The sequence below is a fragment of the Candidatus Poriferisocius sp. genome (assembly GCF_965202595.1).
Taxonomy (GTDB): domain Bacteria; phylum Actinomycetota; class Acidimicrobiia; order Acidimicrobiales; family Bin134; genus Poriferisocius.
In genome coordinates this window covers 532,952-554,972 of sequence record NZ_OZ241836.1, presented here as the reverse complement: position 1 = coordinate 554,972, position 22,021 = coordinate 532,952, and the positions used below count along the sequence as shown (strand labels likewise).

23 protein-coding genes are annotated in these 22,021 nt (G+C 62.7%); 7 read left to right on the top strand and 16 right to left on the bottom strand.

The window, feature by feature from the left end; all coding sequences use genetic code 11:
* Positions 1 to 10 precede the first annotated feature (10 nt).
* Positions 11 to 1,153, top strand: coding sequence for an acyl-CoA dehydrogenase family protein (locus tag ACOGXC_RS02895; RefSeq protein ID WP_419919220.1), 1,143 nt, complete (start codon positions 11 to 13; stop codon positions 1,151 to 1,153).
* The gene (locus tag ACOGXC_RS02890; RefSeq protein ID WP_419919219.1) at positions 1,150 to 2,193 is read left to right on the top strand and encodes an acyl-CoA dehydrogenase family protein; all 1,044 of its coding nucleotides are present in this window, start codon (positions 1,150 to 1,152) and stop codon (positions 2,191 to 2,193) included. Before ACOGXC_RS02895 ends, ACOGXC_RS02890 begins: the two co-directional genes overlap by 4 nt.
* A 47-nt stretch (positions 2,194 to 2,240) precedes the next feature.
* Here the strand turns inward: ACOGXC_RS02890 and ACOGXC_RS02885 are convergent, their stop codons facing one another.
* From ACOGXC_RS02885 to ACOGXC_RS02870, 4 genes are all read right to left on the bottom strand, one after another.
* A complete protein-coding gene (locus ACOGXC_RS02885; protein ID WP_419919218.1) occupies positions 2,241 to 3,494 on the bottom strand; it encodes an ABC transporter substrate-binding protein in 1,254 nt (417 codons plus the stop codon).
* A gap of 86 nt (positions 3,495 to 3,580) precedes the next feature.
* A complete protein-coding gene (locus ACOGXC_RS02880) occupies positions 3,581 to 4,456 on the bottom strand; it encodes an ABC transporter permease (RefSeq protein WP_419919217.1) in 876 nt (291 codons plus the stop codon).
* Between the two features lie 32 nt (positions 4,457 to 4,488).
* Positions 4,489 to 5,238, bottom strand: a complete 750-nt coding sequence (locus ACOGXC_RS02875) for an ABC transporter ATP-binding protein (protein ID WP_419919216.1) — start codon at positions 5,236 to 5,238, stop codon at positions 4,489 to 4,491.
* A 163-nt stretch (positions 5,239 to 5,401) separates the two neighbouring features.
* Positions 5,402 to 6,697, bottom strand: a complete 1,296-nt coding sequence (locus ACOGXC_RS02870; protein ID WP_419919215.1) for an acyl-CoA dehydrogenase family protein — start codon at positions 6,695 to 6,697, stop codon at positions 5,402 to 5,404.
* A 91-nt stretch (positions 6,698 to 6,788) separates the two neighbouring features.
* Between ACOGXC_RS02870 and ACOGXC_RS02865 the strand changes: the two genes are divergently transcribed.
* Positions 6,789 to 7,043: a hypothetical protein gene (locus tag ACOGXC_RS02865; protein ID WP_419919214.1), complete on the top strand. Its 255-nt coding sequence runs from the start codon at positions 6,789 to 6,791 to the stop codon at positions 7,041 to 7,043.
* Here ACOGXC_RS02865 and ACOGXC_RS02860 read toward each other — a convergent pair.
* Together ACOGXC_RS02860 and ACOGXC_RS02855 are read right to left on the bottom strand one after the other, a co-directional pair.
* A complete protein-coding gene (locus tag ACOGXC_RS02860; protein ID WP_419919213.1) occupies positions 7,027 to 7,425 on the bottom strand; it encodes a PIN domain-containing protein in 399 nt (132 codons plus the stop codon). The two genes, ACOGXC_RS02865 and ACOGXC_RS02860, sit on opposite strands and share 17 nt — an antisense overlap.
* Positions 7,426 to 7,434: 9 nt before the next feature.
* Entirely contained in the window at positions 7,435 to 8,310 is an 876-nt protein-coding gene (locus tag ACOGXC_RS02855) for a hypothetical protein (RefSeq protein WP_419919212.1), read from the bottom strand.
* Positions 8,311 to 8,432: 122 nt separating this feature from the next.
* On the opposite strand from ACOGXC_RS02855, the gene ACOGXC_RS02850 reads away from it, so the two are divergent.
* The gene (locus ACOGXC_RS02850; RefSeq protein ID WP_419919211.1) at positions 8,433 to 9,212 is read left to right on the top strand and encodes an enoyl-CoA hydratase-related protein; all 780 of its coding nucleotides are present in this window, start codon (positions 8,433 to 8,435) and stop codon (positions 9,210 to 9,212) included.
* A gap of 54 nt (positions 9,213 to 9,266) precedes the next feature.
* Here the strand turns inward: ACOGXC_RS02850 and ACOGXC_RS02845 are convergent, their stop codons facing one another.
* From ACOGXC_RS02845 to ACOGXC_RS02830, 4 genes are all read right to left on the bottom strand, one after another.
* Positions 9,267 to 9,695: a DUF4160 domain-containing protein gene (locus ACOGXC_RS02845; RefSeq protein ID WP_419919210.1), complete on the bottom strand. Its 429-nt coding sequence runs from the start codon at positions 9,693 to 9,695 to the stop codon at positions 9,267 to 9,269.
* The gene (locus ACOGXC_RS02840) at positions 9,688 to 9,990 is read right to left on the bottom strand and encodes a DUF2442 domain-containing protein (protein WP_419919209.1); all 303 of its coding nucleotides are present in this window, start codon (positions 9,988 to 9,990) and stop codon (positions 9,688 to 9,690) included. Before ACOGXC_RS02840 ends, ACOGXC_RS02845 begins: the two co-directional genes overlap by 8 nt.
* 93 nt (positions 9,991 to 10,083) lie before the next feature.
* The gene (locus ACOGXC_RS02835; protein WP_419919208.1) at positions 10,084 to 10,554 is read right to left on the bottom strand and encodes a pyridoxamine 5'-phosphate oxidase family protein; all 471 of its coding nucleotides are present in this window, start codon (positions 10,552 to 10,554) and stop codon (positions 10,084 to 10,086) included.
* On the bottom strand, positions 10,547 to 10,762 hold the full coding sequence (locus tag ACOGXC_RS02830) for a hypothetical protein (RefSeq protein ID WP_419919207.1): 216 nt from the start codon (positions 10,760 to 10,762) through the stop codon (positions 10,547 to 10,549). The genes ACOGXC_RS02835 and ACOGXC_RS02830 overlap by 8 nt, the downstream gene beginning before the upstream one ends.
* 84 nt (positions 10,763 to 10,846) lie before the next feature.
* Between ACOGXC_RS02830 and ACOGXC_RS02825 the strand changes: the two genes are divergently transcribed.
* Together ACOGXC_RS02825 and ACOGXC_RS02820 are read left to right on the top strand one after the other, a co-directional pair.
* Entirely contained in the window at positions 10,847 to 13,150 is a 2,304-nt protein-coding gene (locus tag ACOGXC_RS02825) for an MFS transporter (protein WP_419919206.1), read from the top strand.
* Positions 13,151 to 13,214: 64 nt separating this feature from the next.
* Complete coding sequence (locus ACOGXC_RS02820) at positions 13,215 to 16,106, top strand: ABC transporter permease subunit (RefSeq protein WP_419919205.1); 2,892 nt, start codon at positions 13,215 to 13,217, stop codon at positions 16,104 to 16,106.
* A gap of 6 nt (positions 16,107 to 16,112) precedes the next feature.
* Here ACOGXC_RS02820 and ACOGXC_RS02815 read toward each other — a convergent pair whose 3' ends face one another.
* The 5 genes from ACOGXC_RS02815 to ACOGXC_RS02795 all read right to left on the bottom strand — a co-directional run bounded on the left by ACOGXC_RS02815 (position 16,113) and on the right by ACOGXC_RS02795 (position 20,099).
* Positions 16,113 to 16,643, bottom strand: a complete 531-nt coding sequence (locus ACOGXC_RS02815) for a hypothetical protein (RefSeq protein WP_419919204.1) — start codon at positions 16,641 to 16,643, stop codon at positions 16,113 to 16,115.
* A 169-nt stretch (positions 16,644 to 16,812) separates the two neighbouring features.
* Positions 16,813 to 17,931, bottom strand: coding sequence for a hypothetical protein (locus ACOGXC_RS02810; RefSeq protein WP_419919203.1), 1,119 nt, complete (start codon positions 17,929 to 17,931; stop codon positions 16,813 to 16,815).
* The gene (locus ACOGXC_RS02805; protein ID WP_419919202.1) at positions 17,928 to 18,578 is read right to left on the bottom strand and encodes an ABC transporter ATP-binding protein; all 651 of its coding nucleotides are present in this window, start codon (positions 18,576 to 18,578) and stop codon (positions 17,928 to 17,930) included. Before ACOGXC_RS02805 ends, ACOGXC_RS02810 begins: the two co-directional genes overlap by 4 nt.
* Positions 18,571 to 19,581, bottom strand: coding sequence for a hypothetical protein (locus ACOGXC_RS02800; RefSeq protein ID WP_419919201.1), 1,011 nt, complete (start codon positions 19,579 to 19,581; stop codon positions 18,571 to 18,573). The genes ACOGXC_RS02805 and ACOGXC_RS02800 overlap by 8 nt, the downstream gene beginning before the upstream one ends.
* A complete protein-coding gene (locus tag ACOGXC_RS02795) occupies positions 19,578 to 20,099 on the bottom strand; it encodes a hypothetical protein (RefSeq protein WP_419919200.1) in 522 nt (173 codons plus the stop codon). The genes ACOGXC_RS02800 and ACOGXC_RS02795 overlap by 4 nt, the downstream gene beginning before the upstream one ends.
* Positions 20,100 to 20,653: 554 nt before the next feature.
* On the opposite strand from ACOGXC_RS02795, the gene ACOGXC_RS02790 reads away from it, so the two are divergent.
* Positions 20,654 to 21,034 (top strand): hypothetical protein, encoded by a 381-nt coding sequence (locus tag ACOGXC_RS02790; RefSeq protein WP_419919199.1) that lies wholly within the window; start codon positions 20,654 to 20,656, stop codon positions 21,032 to 21,034.
* Here the strand turns inward: ACOGXC_RS02790 and ACOGXC_RS02785 are convergent.
* Positions 21,009 to 21,983, bottom strand: coding sequence for an IS30 family transposase (locus ACOGXC_RS02785; RefSeq protein WP_419918168.1), 975 nt, complete (start codon positions 21,981 to 21,983; stop codon positions 21,009 to 21,011). The two genes, ACOGXC_RS02790 and ACOGXC_RS02785, sit on opposite strands and share 26 nt — an antisense overlap.
* Positions 21,984 to 22,021: the final 38 nt, after the last annotated feature.

Sequence of the window (22,021 nt, the reverse complement as noted above, 5' to 3'; positions counted from 1 at the left end):
TTCGACCCCAATGGATCCCAAGACCTTCCGCCAACGATTGGAAGCGTGGCTCGATACCAACGCCGGCGAACTGACCCCTCCCCGGGAGGGACCCGAATCGATGGACGCGCAGATGGCGCACTACTTCCGAGTGAAGCGCGCCCTGCACGATGCCGGGTTCGGCCGGTACGGCTGGCCGGAGTCGGTGGGCGGGCTGGGAGGTTCGCCGCTGCTGCGGGCCATCGTCGGCGAGGAGATCAACCTCCGCAACCTGGCCGACCCCAACGCCTGGACGATGATCGAGGTGCTGGCCCCCACCGTCATCGACTTCGCCCCGACCGAGTTGGCCGCTAGCGTGGTGCCCCCCTTCCTCAGGGGCGAAGAGATGTGGTGCCAGGGCTTCTCGGAGCCGGACGCGGGCAGCGACCTGGCTGCCCTGTCGTGCCGGGCCACCCGAACCAGGGGTGGCTGGGTGGTGACCGGCCAGAAGGTCTGGACCAGCTTCATCCAGTACTCCCGGCGCTGCGTGCTGCTCACCCGCACCGGCGAACCGGGCAGCGCCCACCGGGGGATAACCGCCCTGCTGGTGGATGTGGATTCACCGGGCCTGAGCTACAGCCCGATCCAGACCATGCACGGCAAGCTGGATTTCGCCGAGGTCCACTTCCACGATGTGTTCGTGCCCGAGGAGCGGCTCATCGGGGAGGAGAACGGGGGATGGCGGGTGGCCATGGACATTCTCCCCTACGAGAGGTCCACCACGTTCTGGCACCGGGGTGCGCTACTGCACCGGCGCTGCTCCGATCTGGTGGCCCGGGTGGCGGCATCCGGTGACCGCAGCGACACGACGGCCGCCGCCCTGGGCCGGGCGTTCCAGTCGATCGTCGCCTTCCGCAGCCGATCCTGCGACACCCAGCACCGCCTGGCATCGGGTGAACAACTCGGTGTGGAAACCTCCATCGACAAGCTCCTCATCGCATCGGCCGAGCAGCAGCTTTTCGAGACGGCGCGTGACCTTTTGCCCGGCGTGATCGAGTTCGACGATGACCTCCCCGCCGCCAGGTGGCGCACCGATTACCTCTACTCCAAGGCCGCCACCATCTACGGCGGCACCGCCGAGATCCAGCACAACATCATCGCCCGCCGCCTCCTCGACCTGGGACCGGAATCGTGAACCAAACCCCCGATGCCGAACCAGCGTCCACAACCACACCTCCTCGACCCGGGACCGGAATCGTGAACCAAACCCCCGATGCCGACGATCTGGCCTTGCTGGCCGGTGGTTTCGAGGCCGCCATGGTTGGCGCGGCCGGGCCGGGGGAGGCCGACCAAGCGCTTTACGACCTGGGCTGGGCCGAGTTGCTCGCCGCCGCCCCCGCCCGGGGCGCGGCCACCGCGTTCAAAGCCCTGGGCACCACCGGGGCCGCAGCCGGGCTGCTCGACGACGTGGTAGCCCATGCCCTCAATGTCGCGGTCTCGATACAAACCTGCGCGGTATTCCCCGCCCCCTTGAAATCCACCGCACCGGCCATTCACCGGGGCAATCGCGTTGCCATCGATGGGCTCGTGTCGGCTCGGGCCCGGTACGCCTCCACGGCAACGGTGGCCGTGGACTGCGGCGGGAAGATCCAGATTGCCGGCCTGGATACCTCGCTGCTCCCCCTATCCACCGCCGCGGGGGTGGATCCGGGGCGGGCCTACCACCGGGTTGCCACCCGGATCACGGCTGATCAACTCGAGTGGCAGGCCGGGGGCGGCACCTGGGACTCAGCGGTTGTCGCCGCTCGAGTTGCCCTGGCCCACCAGCTCCTCGGGGGGGCGCGATGGATGCTGGACGAGGCCTGCCGGCATGCCCTAAACCGGGTGCAGTTCGGCCGGCCGGTGGCATCGTTCCAGGCCATCCGGCACAAGCTGGCCGAGTCGCTGGTTGAGATCGAGGGGGCAAGCTCGGTGGCCGAGTCCTGCATCCACAACCCCCACCCCCTGCCGGCGGCGCTGGCCAAATCGCTGGCGGGCCGGGCGGCGCGCACCACCGCCACCCACGCCCAGCAGGTACTGGCCGGGATCGGCTTCACGGCTGAGCACCGTTTTCACCGCTGGCTGAAGCGGATGCTGGTGCTGGACACGCTGTTCGGCTCGGCCAACTCGTTACCGGCCGAGATCGGCCGTCACCTGCTAGCCCAGGAAACCGTGCCCCGCCTCATCCAACTCTGATTGCCACCCAGCGCTGATCCCCAACCAACTCTGATTGCCACCCAGCGCTACTGCCGCCCGATGGCCTCCAGGTAGATCGAACGATCCACCACTTGGTCCTCGGGATAGGGCTCGTCGTACTCGACGACGGTCACACCCGCTTCCGCGAAGCTGATGAATGCCTCCTGGGCCCGGGTCGCTGTGCCCTCGCGGATCTCCCAGTCGAACAGCAGAGACGGTGTGGCCCGAACCGCGTCCGGCTCCCGATCAATGGCCTCGGCGATGGCTTCAACGATCTCGTCGTTCTGGTGGTAGTCACCGGTGAGGTAGGTGTTTATTGTCCTGATGATCGCTCTGTGGAACGCCACGCAGGCATCCCGCTTGGTCTCACGGCACGATGGGCCGCCGAAAAGACCGCCGATGGGTTCACCCGGAGGCTGCCCGGTGACGAACACGAATTCATCGGGACGATCCACCAGTGCCCCCCACAGCGGATCCAGGATCCATGCCGACTGAACGGCGTTGTTCTCCATGGCCAGGATCATGTCGGTGGAGGGAATCTGCTCGGCCTCCACATCCACTCCGAACACCAACCCGGCGGGCTTCAGCGCCTCGGCAATGGGATAAGCGATGACCGAGCTGAGCCCGACGGCGGAAGCCATCTTGGTGCCCTCCAACTCGGCAATGTCGGGATTGGACGGGTCGGAGAAAACGTCGGCGCGGGCCCATACCCCCGTCTGGGGAACACTGTTGTCACCGGCGTTCGGGGGGAAGAAGTTGGCACTCACCCACCGCACGTCGAAATCGTTGTCGATGGCGTTGAACACCGCCGCTTCGATGCCACCCACCCCCAGATCGATCTGGCCGGTACCGATCTGGGGCAAAGCATCGGAGAGCCCGAGGTTGATGAAGTTGAAATCAAGGTTCTCCTTCTCGAACTCACCCAGGGAGTCGGCCAGCAGAATGGGGGCTATGAACTCCAGCTTGAAGGACGAGGAGAAGTTGATGGTTTGACGCTCCGCCAGCGGGATCGCCTTGGGATACCCGGGTTCGCACCGAGCCACCGGCCGGCCGACGGCCAGGATGGAGGGGTCAACCTCGGCCCCCTCACCACAGCCGGCGAACGGATCCTCTTCAGCCGGTTCCTCGGGGGCCGGCTCCTCGGTTGCGGGTTGTTCGGTTGCCGGTTGTTCGGTTGCCGGTGCGGGGGCGGCATCATCGCCCTCGTTCCCCGAGTCGTCGTTTCCGCACGAGGTGGCCGCAAGGGCGAACACCACAAAAATGGTGAGCAGCGCGGGCCATATCCCTTTGCCTCGTTTCATTTCCATCCTTCCTTTTGGCAAATTAAATGCCTTGGTTCGTGTCGAGCCTCCCAACCCGTGGCGAAACACCATGAAACCGGTCTTGCTCATGCTATTGGCTGGCCTTGATCGTCGTTCGACCACGGGCAGGCGAGTTTTCCGGCGAACCGTACCAGAGCAGAAAAGACAACACCAATGACGGCCACGATCACAATTCCCACATATGTCTGTTCGATCAGGCCAAGGAGCCGCCCCTGGTTGATCACGTAACCCAAACCTTCGCCCCCGATCACGAACTCCACCCCGACGATCATCAAAACCGCAACCCCGGCCGACAGGCGAAGGCCAACGAAGATCGAGGGCAGGGCTGCCGGCAGCATGACGTGACGAAACAGCAACCACCGACCCGCCCCGAAGCTGGATGCCGCTTCCCGGTAGGTTTCGGGCACGGCCATGACCGCGGCCATCGCAGAAAGCCACACGAAGAAGAACACGGTGGTGGCAATCAGCGCGATGATCGTGGTCTCGCCGAAGCCGAAGATCGTCAAGTAGATGGGTAGGAGCGCGAGCTTCGGTACGGTATACAGGGCAATGAGCGTGGGCTCCCCGGTCTTTCGCATGAGGCGGAACATTCCCATGCCGATCCCGAAGGACAAGCCCCCCAGCACTCCCCACAAGTAACCCCAGAGGATTCGCCGAACGCTGATCCATGCATCCGAGGCAAGATCACGGTCGGCGAAGAGAGTGCGGGTTTTGGCAATGATCTCGGTGGGCGACGGGTAGAGCCGCCCGTCGATCCAATCCAGGCCGGATGCCACCTGCCAGAGACCTATCAGTACTGCCGGAAACGCCACGGCAAGCGTGAGTTCGATGCTTCGGCGGCGGCGGCTGGCCCTTCGAGGCATCCGCTCCGCCGGTCCCGGCTCGCGAACAATTCGCTCGGCGTTCTGCCCCGAGTTGGACGGTAGTGAAGATCCTGCCATTGAGGGCCCAGCCGTTGAAGATCCAGCCGTGCTCATCGGCCTTCCCTCGAATCGGCCATCTCGTCGTGAACATCGGAGAGGTAGTGCTCCACCTCCCCCTTGAGGTAATCCCACAACATGGCCCGAAAGCGGGCAAACTCCGCGGAATCGCGCAGCTCGGGCTTGCGGGGACGCTCGAAGGGGACCTGAATCGAAACCAGCACACGTCCGGGGCGGGAGGTCATCACCACCACCCGGTCACCCAGCATTATCGCCTCTTCGAGGGAGTGGGTGATGAACAGCACAGTCCGCCGGTCGGCTTGCCAGATCGCCAGCAATTCGTCCTGCATCAACTGGCGAAGCTGAGCGTCGAGGGCGGCGAACGGCTCGTCCATGAGCAAGACCTCGGGCTCGCCGGCCAGTGCCCGAGCAATGGCGACACGCTGGCGCATACCCCCCGAAAGCGTGGCGGGATAGGCGCGGGCAAAGTCGGATAGGCCCATCATTTCCAGCCATCGCCTGGATTTCTCCAGGGATACCTTCTTGCTGAACCCTTGAACCTCGAGCCCGAAGCTCACATTTCGCTCCACCGTCTTCCAGGGGTAAATCGAATAATCCTGGAAGACCACGGCATAAGGGATCGAGAACTGTCCCGAGCTGCGTACCTCCACACGCCCGCTCGTGGGCCTGACCAGCCCGGCAACTATCCGAAGAAAGGTAGATTTGCCACACCCCGAAGGGCCGACGATGCAGAGGAACTCGCCGTCGCCCACCTCCAGGTCGAGAGGTCCGAGCGCGTGCACGGGGTTTGCGGTTTCGGCACCGAAAACGCGCTCAAGGCCAACGGAAGAGATCTTTGCGTTCGTTGAGGCTGGCTCGTCTGCTCTCACATAGGCCTCCGGTGGTTCGGCACAACAAAGATAGGCAAAGATAGGCAAAGATAGGCCTTCGAGCCCGGCTCCGGACCTAGGAGTTCATCAACTCCAGCTCGATGCGCTCGGCCATGACGGCTTGGGCCCATTCGATCTTGGCGGGCAGGTGCTCGGTGGGGAACAGGCCCTCGGAGGGGCGGTAGCCCTTCAGCACTTGCTTGGCAATGGTGTCCTTGTGAACTTCGGTGGGGCCGTCGGCCACCCCGAAGGTCGGGGCCATCATCCACATGTTGGCCAGCGGTGTCTCGTTGGACATACCCAGCGAACCGTGGATCTGCATCGACCTGAAGATCACGTCCATCAGCACCCGGGGCGTGGCCACCTTCACCCCCGCAATGTAGAGGCGGGCCTTGGAGGTGTCGGCCTGATCTATCTGCCACGCGGCGTGCAGCACCTGGAGGCGGAACTGCTCGATCTGGATCCAGGAGTCGGCGATCATGTGCTGCACCGCCTGCTTCTCGGCCAGAAGCGTGCCCTTCGTCTCCCGGCTGAGGGCTCGCTCGCACATCATGTCGAACGCCTTGCGGGCCGTCCCCACCGAGCGCATGGCGTGGTGCACCCTGCCCCCGCCGAGGCGGGTCTGGGCGATCTTGAACCCGGCCCCCTCGGGACCCATGAGGTTCTCGGCCGGGATGCGACACTCGTTGAACCGCAGGTAGCTGTGGCTGCCGCGCCGCTCGCCCCCCACCCCCACATTGCGGACCAGCTCCAGACCGGGGGCATCGTGGGGCACCAGCATCATGGACGACCCCCGGTACACCGATACATCGGGGTTGGTGATGACCATCACGATAAGGAACTCTGCCCTCGGGTAGTTGGATGCGAACCACTTCTCGCCGTTGATCACCCACTCATCGCCGTCGCGGTGGGCAGTGCAGGTGAAGTGGTTGGGATCGGACCCGCCCTGGGGCTCGGTCATCGAGTAGCACGAGGAGATCTCCCCGGCCAGCAGTGGCCTCAGGTACTGCTCCTTCTGCTCGTCGTTGCCGTAGTGGGCCAAAATCTCGGCGTTGCCCGAGTCGGGGGCCTGGTTGCCGAACACCGATGGACCGAACGAGGACCGGCCCAGGATTTCGTTCATAAGCGCCAGCTTCACCTGGCCGAACCCCATGCCCCCCATCTCGGGCTTCAGGTGGCAGGCCCAAAGCCCCCGATCCTTCACCTTCTGCTGGACACGGCGCAGATGGGTCTGCACCTCCTCGTCGGTCTTGTCGAACGGCGACCGCCCCCGAAAGTAGTGGTCGAGCGGCTCCACCTCGGTACGCATCAGCTCGGTGAGCCAATCCAGGTGGTCCTGAAACTCGGGGTCGGTGGAAAAATCCCAGGCCATTCCCCGACCCTAGTGTCCAGGAGCGACACTGCGGGTGCTGCGCAGGCTCCTGAGGGGCCGAACACCAGCCGGGCACCTGGCCTCTGCAACAGTGGAGGCGGCCGAAACGCTGATCTGGTTGACGGAAGGCAACGCCGACAATGATCGAGTACTGGCAGAGGTACGCCGCGAGCTGGCCGTGGTGGACCCCTCCCATTCCAACAATGTCTATAACGAGATGGACCTGCTGCCCGACAGCAAGCTCAGCGTGCTCGGGCCGGTGAGGGTGCGGGTGCTGAACACAGTCGACATACCAATGATAAAAGGACCTGGAACCCACAGGTCCCTTTCTATTGTTGAGACCTGATGAGTTTTAGATCAGGAATATTGTTGAAGTCCCGATCATGAGATGCCAAGGGGCATTTGAGCATCAGAGCCGTGGCAGCTATCCAGGCATCAGCACACGCCAACTTGCGCCCCGCTAATTTTTGTATACCCCTCAACTCTGCACAACGCATGACTAGCTCTTCGTTAGGCCATATCACGGAGTACTGTCCAAGATTACGGGCTAGATCATTCATTCTCTGTGCACCCCACTTCCCGATCTTTGCCCCATATAATAGTTCTTCCCACGTCTGAAAGGAGATACACGGGCTCATCCCTGTAATTTCAGCCATGTACCATCCAGCCCGGCTATCGTTCTTGAAAATGAAGGATACTACGCTAGTATCAAGTACAATATTACCCATTATCGAAGCCTACATGGCTTGTGGTAGCTCATCATCCACATCACGGGCTCGGTGAATGATATCGATGAAGTCATCCACATCAAATGGTTCACTTGTTGTTATGACCGCTTCGGGATTGAACACCTTGTCTCGTGCCTGCTCAAGAGCAGACTCAATATCAAACGGTTGATCCGAGGACCTCGTGTGATCGATCCGGTCGACCGAAACAGTGATCCACTCTCCACTATCGTTGAATCGTCCAGTTCCTGATACCTCTACATACTGAGTTGCAAGTTTCTGCATCAGGACATCCAGCGAAGGGTCAAATCTCAAATTAACATATTCGCCAGCCATATCATATAGTCGAGCCGTGTTCTTTTCCCAGTTCACCTCTTTCAGCCAACCATACAATAAGGCTACTTCAGGTGAATTCGACATTTGCTTCACAGAAGTCTCCCGCTTGAATTGCAGTCTTCGATTCTCGCTGGCATCACCTAGCCATACTGAATCTACTTCCGATGACAGATCAGTACAGATTGCGCGCAGTTGGTCAACGGCAGATGGGGGAACAGATCCGGCACCGTTCCCGTCACTGTCAAGGCTCAAGATTGCTGCCAATGCCTGCGGTCCGACATTGTCGTCCCACAGTCGTTCCTGCTTGGGAGGCGGGAGCTCCAACTCGACAACCAGCGACCCTAGTGTGATCCCGCACAGATGCAATTCGCTCCCTTCGCGAACGGACTTCGAGGGACGACCTCGCTGCGGAACATCCAGGTCCGACAGGTGCTCGACCGTGAGCCGTACCGCGGCCTGCACATGGCGAAGGGTCTTCTGAAAATCCTCCAGCGGTACACCACTATGCGTGCCTGGGCCCTCGAAGGTCACGCTCAACGTCCTGGGCACCATCAGTCCCTCCTCTAACCCGCCGGACCGCAAGGCTACATCAAATAGGGCGTGCTGTCCTCAAGGGATGGGCCGACCCGATACCGTGAGGGGTGGCCCGGCAGCCGGCAGTTAGGGAGCAAGCAGTGCCCGATATCCAGGTTGAACAGTTTGAGCATATTGTCATCGTCACCCTCGATCGGCCTCCGGTGAACGCCGTGAACAACGATACCTTCGTCCAGATCCGCGAACTGTTCTCGAGCCTGGGCGACGACCGGGAGGTGAGGGCCGCCATCTTTACCGGAGCGGGGCGCAAGGCATTCTGCGCCGGGGCCGATCTGAGCCCGGCCGTTAACCGGCCACGATCCGAGCGCCATCCCCAGGAGCTGACCGACCCCGGGCACCTGGCCCGGGAGGCCATGTGGGCCATCATCGACTGCGCGGTTCCGGTAATCGGGGCCATAAACGGACCCGCCCTCGGCGCGGGCCTGGCCCTGGCCGCGTGCTGCGACATGCTGGTGGCCTCCGAGAACGCCGCGTTCGGCACCCCCGAGATAAATGTCGGCCTGCTCGGGGCCAGCGCCCACCTCTCGTTGATGATGGGCCGCCACAAGGCCCGGGAGATGTTCTTCACCGGCGAGCCGGTTTCGGCCACTGAGATGCACCGGATCGGTGCGGTCCGCACGGTTACTGCCCCTGAAGCTCTCCGGGAGGCCGCCCTGGAGCTGGCCCGCCTGCTGGCGTCGAAGAGCCCGATCGCCCTCCGCCTGGCCAAGGAGTCCATGAACCGCACCGAGCATCTACCCCTGCGTGAGGCCTACCGCACCGAACAGGACTACACCGCCCGCCTGTTGCGCTTCGAGGATTCCCGCGAAGCCCGCCGGGCCTTCCGGGAAAAGCGCGACCCCGAATTCAAATGGGAATAGGGATCAGCGCGGCGAACTGCAAAGGCGACCAACCAAGAACAGCAACCAATATCTTCAGAACAGCTTGCGGTTGTCCCAGTTGAGCATTTTGCCCACCGGGGTCAACTCAAATTGTGATCCGCACGATCCGAGCGTTTCGCTACACCTACGAGCGGGACATTCACTCCTATCTTGATCTGACCCGCGAGAAGCTGATATTGCAAGATCCGCTATCTCCCATCGGTTACGGCAAGGGAGCGTCTTGCCTGGGTTCTCGTTACGCTCTGCGCTGCGCCACGCCGCGCTCAGTTCCCTTCGGTGCTGCGCAGCCCACTCAATTACCAGACCCGTCGCTCTAGGAGTAAGGCAACCCCCGATAACAGCAAGACTATCGATATCTATGACCGCCCGATAGCTGCCGTATCTGGCGTGGAAGTGAGGTGGCGAATGGTCTCCGTAGTACATCTGGATCACAATTCCGTAGAAGCGGCAGAGTTCAGGCATCCGCTGGGATGCCGCGAAGTGTCGGCATGTACTCTTCTATCGAGATGCCTGTAATCCGCAGGTAGAGCGCGTCGGGGCACATATCAATGATGTCTCCCCAACAAATGGCTCCCCCAGGTCCGATATGTACGCTGGCAAAGAGTGACAGGTCGTCCCAGGCTTTGAATACGCCACGGCCCGCAAAGTTCGATAAGTCAACTTCACCCTCTACCCCATCGGAGTAGCGGAGCCATATTCGGTACGGATCACACGCCCGCACAGCGACGGGTCTTGCCAGCGTCTCAATATCAGCCATAGGCAAACACTACTCCACCAACGCCTGCACCCGAACGTCGATTTGCTGCGGCGAACTGCAAAGGCGACCAACCAAGAACAGCAACCAATATCTTCAGAACAGCTTGCGGTTGTCCCAGTTGAGCATTTTGCCGACCGGGGTCAACTCGATGGTGGCATTTAGGTTCTTGCGGTAGTAGTCCCTGGTTGGGCCGGGCATCGCGTCCTGGGCGGTCCGGTACGGGGCGTACTTGTCGTCGAGGGCCCTACCGATTCGCTGGGCCAACTCGTCGGAGGGCTCGATCACCCGGCCGGTGCACTCCATATGCACCGCTCGCAGATCGGCCCACCGCTCCCCCGACTCCACCAACAACGAGCAGCGCTGGTCGTTTCGGATCCGCACCACCTTCTTGCCCCGGGTCACCATGTAGATCCTCCGATCCAAAACGACGTACCAGACGGGGAGGGCCACCGGCCGGCCGTCGGCCCTGAGCGTGGTGAGGATGCCGTTGACCGAGGTCTCGAGCATCTCCCAGCACTCCTCGGGCGACATCCGCACCGTGGGCCCGGCCCGACCCTCAGCCATCACCCACCCCCAGGTTCGGGGTCTCGAACTCGGTACCCCCGTAGCTTCCCAACATGTGCCGGTTCAACGAGTCCAACAGTACAACCACAACGTTGGATGGTTTGCTGTTGGATGGCTCGCTCACAACGTTGGATGGTTTGCTGTTGGATGGCTCGCTCACAACGTTGGATGGTTTGCTGTTGGATGGCTTGCTCAACGGCTCGCTCACAACGTTGGATGGTTTGTTCAACGGCTTGTTCATGAGTCGCCTGCCCCGCTTGTGGATTACCTACCGGCCCCCCACGCTACTCTGATGGGCCGATGCGGGTTTGACGATACCCGCGACAGTCGGGGGGACTATTTGGACAGCGAGCAGACCCGGGGCGAATCCCAAACCGGGAACGGAACCCCGAACCCGGACGAATCCCAAACCCGGGACGAAACCATTGATGCTCTGGCTACGACGGTGCTCGAGGGTGAGGCTGCCCGGCGCGATGCCCATAAGGCCGAGGTGCTGTTCCCCGATGACCTGCTCCCCGGCGTGGGCGGCGAGGAGACCACCCTCAGGGAGGGCCTGCTGAAGGGGGGCTACCGGACATTTCTCGTGCTACTGGCGCTGAACAGCCTGGACGAGCTGGAGAACAGCGCGGTCGCCATCCTGGGACCCGACATCGGCAGGAGCTTCGGGGTGAGCGACGGGGCCATAACCGCGATCAGCACCGCGTCGCTCATGTTCTTCGTGCTGGGGGCCGGGCCGATGGGCTGGATGGCCGACCGCTTCCGGCGCGGCCCCATCGTCGGGCTGGCCAGCGGGGCGTTCGCCGCCTTCAGCGCGCTGTCGGGAGCGGCGGTGAACGCCCTGATGTTCTTCTTCGCTCGGTTCCTCACCGGAATGTCCAAGGCCAACACCATCACCGTGCATCCCAGCATGCTGGCCGACACCTACCCCCTTCAGACCCGGGGCCGCATGTTCGCCACCAACGCCGGCGTGGGGCGTGTGTTCGCGGCCCTCAGCCCGATACTCGCCGGGGGCATCGCGGTGTGGATGGGCGGCGACGACGGCTGGCGCTGGGCGTTCTACCTGCTCGGGTTGCCCACTGCCGCCCTCGCGGTGTTCGCCTTCTGGCTGCGGGAACCGCCCCGGGGCCAGTGGGAGCAAAAGGAAGTGCTGGGAACCGGCCTGGTGCAGAACGACAAGATGCCCATCTCGGTGGAGGCCGCCTTCACCCGTATCTGGAACATCGACACCATCCGCAACATGACCATCGCGTTCGCGGCGATGGGCTTCGCCCTCTTCCCCGCCGGCTCGATCCAGTCGTTCTTCCTGGAGGAGGAGTTCGGCCTCGACGCCCTGGAGCGCGGCCTGGCCGTGGCCCCCGCGGGCATCGGGCTGATGATGTTCCTACCGGTGGTCGGGCGCCGATTCGACGCCACCTACCGCCAAGATCCCGACCGGGCACTGAGGATGATCGGCGTGTTGCTGGTGCCCATCGGGGTGCTGGTACCGATCCAGTACGCCATGTCCGATCTCGCCCTGTTCATGGTGTTCGCCGCGGTCAACTCCACCCTGCTGGGCGGGGCCTTCGCCATGGTACAGCCCGCCATCCAGGCGGTGTTCCCCTACCGCCTGCGGGGCATGGGCACTGCCTTTTTGACGTTCTTCATGGTCATGGTGGGCGGGGTGGGCGGCAGCATCATCGCCGGCTTCCTCCAGAACGAGCTCGGCGAGCAGACCGCCATCACCCTCATCACCGCCTCGGCCATGCCGATCGGGGCCTACTTCGTGCTGAGGGGGGCCGGGCGGCTCCGCCGTGACCTCTCCCTGATCGTCGCAGAGCTCCAGGAGGAGCAGGCCGAGGAGCGCCGCCGGGCCGAAACCGATCCCGAGGAAATACCGGCCATCCAGGTGGCCGACGTGGATTTCAGCTACGGGCAGGTTCAGGTGCTGTTCGACCTCGGCTTCGAGGTGGGCCGCCAGGAGACGCTGGCCCTTCTGGGCACCAACGGAGCGGGCAAGTCAACCGCACTCAGGGTGATCACCGGCCTGGTCACCCCCGAGCGGGGTGTGGTGCGCCTGCACGGTCAAACCATTACCTTCGCCACCCCCGAGCAGCGGTCGGCCATGGGCCTGCACATGCTGCCCGGAGGGGCCGGGGTGTGGAGCGACATGTCCATCAGCGACAACCTGCTCATGGGTGCCTACGCCTACCGCAAGGACTCCCACGACCGGGACCGGCGCATCGAGAAGGTGTTCGACCTGTTCCCGAATCTGGCCAAACGACCCGGGGAGCGGGCCGCCAACCTGTCGGGCGGGCAGCAACAGATGCTGGCGTTGGCCCGGGTGATGCTGCATGAGCCCGAGGTGCTGATAATCGACGAGCTGTCGCTGGGACTGGCCCCCGTGGTCGTGCAGTCGCTGCTGGAAACCGTCGAGGGGCTCAAGGCCCGGGGCCAGACCATGATCATCGTGGAGCAGTCGCTGAACGTGGCGCTGGCCATCGCCGACCGGGCCGTGTTCCTCGAGAAGGGGCAGGTCCGTTTCGAGGGTCCGGCCCAGGAACTGGCCGAACGTGACGACCTGGCCCGGGCGGTGTTCCTCGGAACCGAGGGCGGTTGATGGAAACTGCATCCAACCAAATAGACGACCCAGTACTCCAGTTCCTCGGAACCGAGGGCGGTTGATGGAAACCACCGCTCTGCCCATGGTCGGTGTGTGGATCACCCGCCAGATCGTGTTCGACGGGGTGGTAAACGGCCTGGCGGTCGGCCTGGTGGCCATGGGGATAGTGCTGATCTACCGGTCCACCCGGGTCATCAACTTCGCGGTGGGCAACATGGGCATCATCGCCGCCTCGGTCCTGGCGCTGCTGGTGCTGAACCACGGCTGGGGGTTCTGGCTGGCGCTGGCCCTGTCGCTGCTTTTGGGCACGCTGTTCGCCGCCGCGGTGGAGCTCACCGTGATCCGCCGCCTGTTCACCTCTCCCCGGGTGATCGTGCTGGTGGCCACGGTGGGCATTGCCCAGCTCGCTCAACTGGTGGTTCTGCAACTTCCCGACATCGAAACCGCCGGGCGGAGCTACCCGGTGATGATCGGCAGAACCTGGGAAAGCGTCCTGAACACCGGGATACGCATGCGAGGCCCGCAGCTAACCATTCTCATCGTGGTGCCGGTGCTGGCCCTGGTGCTGGGCTGGCTTCTGAACCGCACCACGTTCGGCAAGTCGGTGGCGGCGGCGGCCGGCAACCCCGAACTGTCCCGCCTGTCGGGCATCAACCCCAAGAAGGTGTCCACCTTCGTGTGGATCATGGCCGGGCTTTTGGCCTCGGTGTCCATGATCCTCTTGTCGGGGTCAACCCGCGGGGTCTCGGGCCTCATCAATCTGGGGTCGTTGACACTGGGCAAGGCAATGGTGGCCGCCGTGCTGGCCGGCATGGTCTCGTTCCCCCGGGCCGTGCTGGCCGGGGTGCTGATCGGCGCCTCCGAATCCCTGCTGCGGTTCAACTTCCTGAGCGATCAGGGGCTCATCAACTTCGTGACCTTTTTGGCCGTTCTGGTGGCCGTTTACTTCCAGAGCCGCAGCCGGGGGGAGACCGGAGCCTTCGCCTTCGCCCCCAAGATGCGGCCGATCCCCGAGCGGCTGCGGCAATTGTGGTGGCTGCGGCACCTGTCCCGGATCTCTCTGGGTGCCCTGGCGCTGCTCGCCATCGTGCTCGTGCAACTTCCCGGCATCACCGACCTGCCTTCACGCCAGCTCCTGTACGCCACCGTGCTGTGCTTCGCGGTGTGCGGCGTATCGGTCACCATCATCACCGGCTGGGCCGGCCAGCTATCCCTGGCCCAGATGACCTTCGCAGGCATGGGGGCACTGTTCGCCGCCGGCCTCCACCGGGGCCTGTCCATGGACTTCACCGTGGGAACCGGGTTCCTGCCCGGCGATGCCCTGTCGTTCGACTTCTTCGACATCCGGTTCGAGACCGGCGGCATCCCGTTCATGGTCGCCATCGTGCTGGCCGGCTTGTTCTCGGCGCTGGTGGCAGCGGTGATCGGGATCGGGTCGTTGCGGGTCCGCGGCCTCCACCTGGCGGTTACCACGTTCGTGTTCGCGCTGGCCGCCCAGCAGTACCTCTACCACAGGCCGTTCTTCTCGGGGGGCAACACCTCATCGGTTTCGTTCCGCCGGGGCGAGCTGTTCGGCCTGGATCTTGCCTCCCAGAAGCGCTACTACTACGTCTGCCTGGCTTTTCTGCTGATAGTGGTGATCATCGTGAGCCGGCTGCGCCGCTCCGGCACCGGCCGCACCATCATCGCGGTGCGCGACAACATCGACTCGGCATCGGCCTACACGGTCGGACCGGTTCGCTCCAAGCTGTCCTCGTTCGCGCTGGCCGGTGGGATCGCCGGCCTGGGAGGGGCGCTTCTGGCCGGGCTGGTGCAGAACGTGCCGCTCAGCGAGCGCTTCTTCCAGGTGGGTGACTCCCTGCAACTCGTCGGCATGGTGGTCATCGGTGGCCTGGGGTCGTCGGTGGGCGCGGTGCTGGGGGCGATCTGGGTCTACGGACTTCCCAACCTGTTCAACAGCTCCGAAACCGTGGCCCTGTTCTCATCCAGCGTCGGGCTGCTGGTGGTGCTCATGTACTTCCCCGGCGGGCTGGTGCAGATCGGCTACAGCGCCCGCAACGCCCTCATCGTCCTGGCCGAGCGGCGGCTCGGTCCCGCCGACTGGACCAAGACGGTGAAAACCGTGCCGGTGGCTCTGAACCGTCCCAGGGACCCGAGGCCGGCCACCGATCCCATGCTGGGCGGCCGCGACATCAGCGTGCGGTTCGGCGGTGTGGATGCGGTGTCAGGGGCCACGGTGCTGGTTCGTCCCGATGAGATCGTGGGCCTCATCGGCACCAACGGCGCGGGCAAGTCCACCTTCATGAACGCGGTGGGGGGCTACGTGCCGTCGAGCGGCCGGGTGGAGTTGCTGGGCACCGACATCACCCGGCTTTCCGCGCCCCGGCGAGCCCGGGCCGGGCTGGGGCGAACGTTCCAGGCCGCCGCACTGTTCCCAGAGCTGACGGTGAGGGAAACCGTGCAGGTGGCCCTGGAGGCCAGGGGCCGCACGCCGCTGATCAGCACCGCCCTGCACCTGCCCCGCACGTTCGCCCTGGAGCGGCGGCGGCGGGCCGAGGCCGACGAGCTGATCGACTTTTTGGGTTTGGGCCGCTACGGCGACTCCTACATCAGCGACCTCTCCACCGGCACCCGGCGCATAGTGGAGATCACCGGGCTTTTGGCCCTGGGGGCCCGGGTGCTGTGCCTCGACGAGCCCACCGCGGGGGTGGCCCAGCGCGAGACCGAAGCCTTCGGGCCGCTCATCGTGAACATCCGCCGGGAGCTGGGTGCGGCCATGTTGATCATCGAGCACGACATGCCCCTAATCATGAGCATCAGCGACCGGGTGTACTGCCTCGAAGCCGGCCGGGTGATCGCCGAGGGAACCCCTCCCGAAGTGCGTAACGACCCCCTGGTTATAGCCAGCTACCTGGGTACCGACACCCGGGCCATCGCCATCAGCAACACCTAACGCCTGCTAACGCCTGGACCGCGAGAAGTAATTGTAAAAATACGATAACCAACTACGAAAACGCGATGACCTGTCACGCAGTTCTTTTATTTCTGAAATTATCAATTCTCTTGTTTTTGGGATCAACATTATAACAATGTACATGCCAATAATGCCGAATGGTAGCAAGAGTAAACGTTGAAGAGTTCCTGCTGTAAACAGTTCAATCAACATCGAAATGCTATCAAACACAATTGCTACCAAAAAAATAATTGCTATTACACCCCAGTAACCTTTGGGCCACATTTTAGCCAGAGATTTGATTCCAGAATGCTCAAAGGCATATGGGTGCTTATCAGGATATGCTCTTACCCATAACAGCCGGGACAAGATTACGCAAAGCAGACCCATGATGATAAACAGTGGAGTCAGCTTGTAAGTCCGTACTTCAAATACAAGTCTGACAACTACTAACACGGCTAAGAACGCAAGTATTACCACCCACGATGCGGCAGCCAGTAACCACTTGGAGTGCCTGGCTTCGCCCATGTCAATCATTGGCAGTAGCCTCTATCATCTGCTTTGTGTTTGCATCCCACATTCATAGGACACAAAGAAAGCATAACACCCCTTACAGAAACTGACAACCAAATCCTCTTTCAAAAGAGGACAACTTTTATGTCCTCTTTTGAAAAACACCTGAACCCAGGCATCTTCGCCTGTGTGTCTAGGCATCCTTGATGGCGCTGGCCACTGAACCGCTGGAGTAGGTGATGCCAACCAGGAGGACGGCGGCGGCCGTGGCGGTGAGACACCGCAGCGCGGCGACGAGTCCATGGTCGATGCCGGTGGAACGGGTGGCCAGGTGAACTGCGGTGGCTACGCAGAACGCGGCCACCGCGGCAATGGAAATCTCGGCCATGATCACCAGCTTGGCCGACCGTGGGCTAGCCCCCGTCAGCCGGTACAGGGCCAGTTCCGACCGGCGCCGGGCCATCGAACCGAAGACCACCACCGCCACCACCGCGGCCGCACCGAGGGGTAGGAGCCTGGTGGATCGGTTGGCATAGCGATGGGGCAGGGAGTCCTCACCCTCGGGAACTCGGGTGAAGCGGGACAGGTCGGGGGGCCTGCTACCCCCGGCGGCCAGGGAGGCCACCGCCCGCTGAACATTGTCATCCACCCAGGGGGCGAACTCGACCACGCAGCTCTCCACCTCACCGGTCCGGGCCCGCAGCAACCACAGGCCGCGGTCGCTGATCACGCCCAGCCGGGTGAGATCGGCCACCGCAATCTCCCCCGCAGCCCGAGTCACGGCACCATGGGGTTCCATACCGGTTAACTTGGCACCAAGCCGGCTTCCGGTGGTCAGTCCCAGCCGGTCGGCGGCTCCCCGACCCACCACCGCTATGGTGCCCGGCGGCGGCTCGCGGCCCGACAGCAGCACGGCCAAAGACGGCGAGAGCTCCCCGGCGGCCAGTTCCGGTCCCGCAGGGGTGCGGGCGGTGATCGCTCGAGCGTTGCGATGGGATATCGTCCCGGTTCCCAGAACCCCGGTGATGGTCGACAACGCGCCACAGGCTTCCCCGGAGACCGTGGCCCCCTCATCGGAGGCAAGGGCAACCACAACCCATGCCCCCTCGTGCTGGAGCCTTTGTTCGCTGCGAACCAGTGCCTCCACCTCTCGCTGGTCGGCGTGGGCCGAGAACCAGTACACCAGCGCGAGAACCGACACCAGCACAGCCGCAGAACCCGGCGATGCCACCAGGTTCCGAATGGCCTCGGCCCCCCACGCCCCCGGCTTCCATCTTCGTAGCGGGTCGGTGGAGCCGGGCGACGGGCTCATCGGCGTTCCCCGATACGGCCGTCGCACACCTCTATAACCCGGTCGCATCGCTCGGCCAGGGTGAGATCGTGGGTGGCCACCAGCAGCCCCTGGCCGTAGTCGGAGCAGCATCTCAACAGCACATCGGCCACCGCCTGCGAGGTGCTGAGGTCGAGTTGGCCGGTGGGCTCGTCGGCAAAGATGAAGGGAGTCCGGCAGATGACCGCCCGCAGGATGGCGACCCGCTGGCGCTCACCGCCGCTGAGGCACCGCAGCGGTGACCGGGGGGACAGGCCCAGGCCGAGTACCGGCAAGAGCCGCACAACCTGTGAGCGGTCGGCTCTACGAACCCGGCCCCGGGAGTTGGACACCAGCAGCACATTGCCGAGAACCGACCGGCGGGGCAACATGGTGTCGGCCTGGGGTATCCACGACACCAGCGAACAAGGATCGCAGGACTCACCCTCGTGGGTGGCGATCACCCGGCCGCCAGTGGGCGACTCGATACCACCGAGGATGGACAGCAACGTGCTCTTGCCCGATCCGCTGGGACCGATAACCGCAACCGATTCCCCCGAACCGACCTCCAAGCACGCTTCGCTGAGAATGGGCGAGGCAGTGCGGGGCGGATGGTAAGAGGCTGACTCGAGACCGATCGAGCTACCCATCAACTTCCATTCCCCCGCAATTGGCCAGATCCAGGGCAGTGGGATTGGCCAATACTTCATCCAGGCTCGTACCGGAGATGTAGACGATCCCGGCCTCCCCCCCGACGATCACCGCTCCATGAACGTTGCTGTGCTTATCGTACACGCAGGCATCGCCCCGGGCCGACTGCTGCACTGCGGTGACCGGCACCAGCGAGGCTGTTCCCAGCCGCTTCTCCACCCGCACATTCAGGTCCGGCACGCCGGCATCGACTGCTTCTTGCAGTATGGTCAGCGAGTTGGCCGGCACCAGCCCATCTTCCGGTAGTGGAAGCTCCAACCCGTTCGGGAGGATCACAGAGGTGTTGGCCCAATCCGAGATCGGGCGGGACAAGCCCACCAACCTCGCATCCAGTAGCTCTGGGCTAAGGGTGAACCCGATGGTGCGGCCCGCAACCTCTTCGCCGGCCCGAAGGTTGACTTGACCGGCAACCACAGACCTCTTCGGTAGCCAGACGATTCTTGAAGGGTCGAAGGAGTCGGTGTTGCCGAGGTTGTGGCGCTGGTTGAACTGCTGCACCGCCTCGGCAACAACCGGGGTGAAGGTGGTGTTGTCGGCAGTTTCCGCCGGCAGATCTCCCGCAGCAGCAAGAGCATCGGTTAGCATCGCCACGTCATCGCCCGAGTCTCCCGCCTCCAGAGCTCGGTGGAATGGTGCCGGGGTGTGCAACCCCACCAGTGGTGCCCCGTCAACATTGAGCAGCGCAGAACCGGATGGCACGGTGTAGCCGGGCTGGACCAGCACCTCCGTCACCAAACCCGAGGCCGCCACCCAGAGCACCTCTGGCCGGCTCCACTCCAGCTCCAAGGTGGCGAAGGTCGTGATTGTTACCTCTTGCCGATCAACCGCCACAACCATCGGCGCCGGCTCAGCATCCTGAACCAGCGGGCTCTGGGAACACCCCGCCAGCCCGCTAGCAGCGAATACGGCCCCAAGCAGGAACCAGGCCCGGCGAAAGGTCAACGGACCTCCTGAGCCTCATCCCAACAATCCGATTCCCGGCTCAACCACTCATCGCTACCATCAAGCTCACCGAGCTGCTCGACACAATCCTCAAAGGCCTTATCCACAGCCTCCCGAACATCAGGCGGCAACCGCTCCTGCCAAGCCCACTGAAGTGCCACAGCCAGAAAGTTTATTTTTTCACATGTCCGATATATCTTATCATCAATATCAAAATATTTTTCATACTCTTCTGGGCTTAAAGTTGGCCGTTCTACAGGTGGTGTCCAGTCCTCTTCTGCATACCAGGTAAACTTGTATTTGTTACCTGCAGAAGACCCAGAAGGGTATAGCTCAAAAGCAGGGTTAGGAATACCGTTTTCTGCCATGCACTCTTCAGTTTTGATGCCAGCCTCCTCCAGCTCAGAGAGATCAACAAATCCATCAGCCAAAATCTCTCGTTGATGCTTGGCAATCTCTTTGTCAAGCAGCAACTCGGCTATTTCAGCTTCGCGCAGACGTTTCTCGTCGATGTCCACAGTCCTCTGCTCTGGAGAGCCCAAGCAGCCAACTGTCATTGTGACAGCAATGACAGAGGCAAGCAGTCTAGCGGTACACACGTCGACAGAGTGCTGTATGGCGCTTTTCACAACCGCCTCCTACAACCCAATCAGTCCCAAAACCTGTATCATCACAACCCTACCTTTCTGAACTTCATGCCTCTCGGCACTTGCACTCCCCTGCCTGGGGAATACGAATGAACATAGCCCCCCTATTGGCAGAACACAACCAAAAAGCTTGTCAAAAGAGGACAACTTTTATGTCCTCTTTTGACAAAAGCACACCCCAAGCCCCTACGCATTGAGAGGGTGGATGATGTCTCTACCCGTCCGAACCGCATGACCTGAGCAGGGCAGGCTGCACCGATGGAGCCTGGGCAGGCCGCACCCGGGCAGGCCCGCTAGGGAGGCCGCACCGCTGCCCAGCCACACTGTCGGCGCTGTCCATTTCGCTCGCCCTCAGCGACCACCAGCGAGGGTTCAGTGAGGCTCCTGCGGAGGTGTGGAGCCATGGAGGGTGTAGAATTGGCACCATGCAGCTCAGGCAAGAGCAGCTCGGCATCGTTCTCAGGCACGCTAGATGGATCCAGTGGCAGGCGGCACAAATCTCTGAGGCGCACGATCTGGGGCACGGGCCTGGCGAGCATACCGATAGCGATAGCGAAAAGTTTCGCCGCCAAGCCCGCGATGTTTACGAGTTGACCTTGCCCCCGCACCAGGTGGAGCTAATTGCTGAATCGTTTGAACACTGTGCTGGCTTGATGGAGTTAATGCAGCCCGACAACTCAGTGACCGAAGAATGGAACACGATTATCAGCTACCTCCGCTCAATCTCCAAAACTTCGGCAGGTGATTCTGGTCACCCCATGGCCGTAGAGTGGGTAGGCTCTATTGGTGATCGCGACAGAGTTTAGTGTAGATGGTTTGGGCGGGTTGCCATTGGTGGATTCTGCGGGGCATGGTGTTGATGAGGTCTTCGATGATGGCGAGGCGTACCGGGCCGATGTTGAGGTTGGTGCTTTTGGGTAGCCAGCGTCTGAGTGTGGCGTTGTTTTGTTCGTTGGTGGGTCGTTGCCAGGGGGATCGGGGTTCGCAGAAATAGACCTGTATGTTGAGGGTTTTTTCGATGTCGGCCCATTTGGCCATTTCTGTTCCTTGGTCCCAGGTCAGGGTTTTGACCATTTCGGCGGGTTGGCGTTTGAGTGCGGCGGTGACGGCTTTGGCGGTGTTTCGGGCGTCGTAACCATCACATAAAGGCACTACCAGGGTGTGGCGGCTGGTGCGCTCCACCAGGGTGGCTACGGCTGATTGGTTGTTCGCACCGATTATCAGATCACCTTCCCAGTGGCCCGCCTCGGCTCGGGTGTCGACTATTGCGGGGCGCTGCGCTATGGGCCGGAAATCACCCAGCACGGAGCGTTTCGCCTGCTCACAACGGCTTCGGGGTTTGCGCCGCCGGCGACGGCGCACCAGCAGTTTCCAGCTATCGGCTGCTAGGCCGCTGCGTCCGCTGGGGTCGTAACACGCCCGGTAGATGGTTTCTGCGCACACCCGCAGCCCTTGTTTGCGGAGAGATTCTGAGATCGCATGAGGGGACCAACGAAGCGCCAACAACTCGGCCACCGCGTCGGCCAACACCGGATCTGTGGCCAACTTGGATGGGCGAGGCCTCAAAGCCCGCACATCGGCAACGGCTTGGGCCGCATCGGCCCGATACACCGAACCACCCCCGTTGCGCCGCAACTCCCGCCACACCGCGGAGCGGCTCCTGCCCAACCGGCGGGCCATCTCAGCTGTCCCCACCCCCATCCCAACCATAGTCTCGATGCGGGCACGCTCGCCCGCACACAACCTCTGTGCCATACTGGAACACCTCCACCGGTGATTCGCCAATGTTTCTG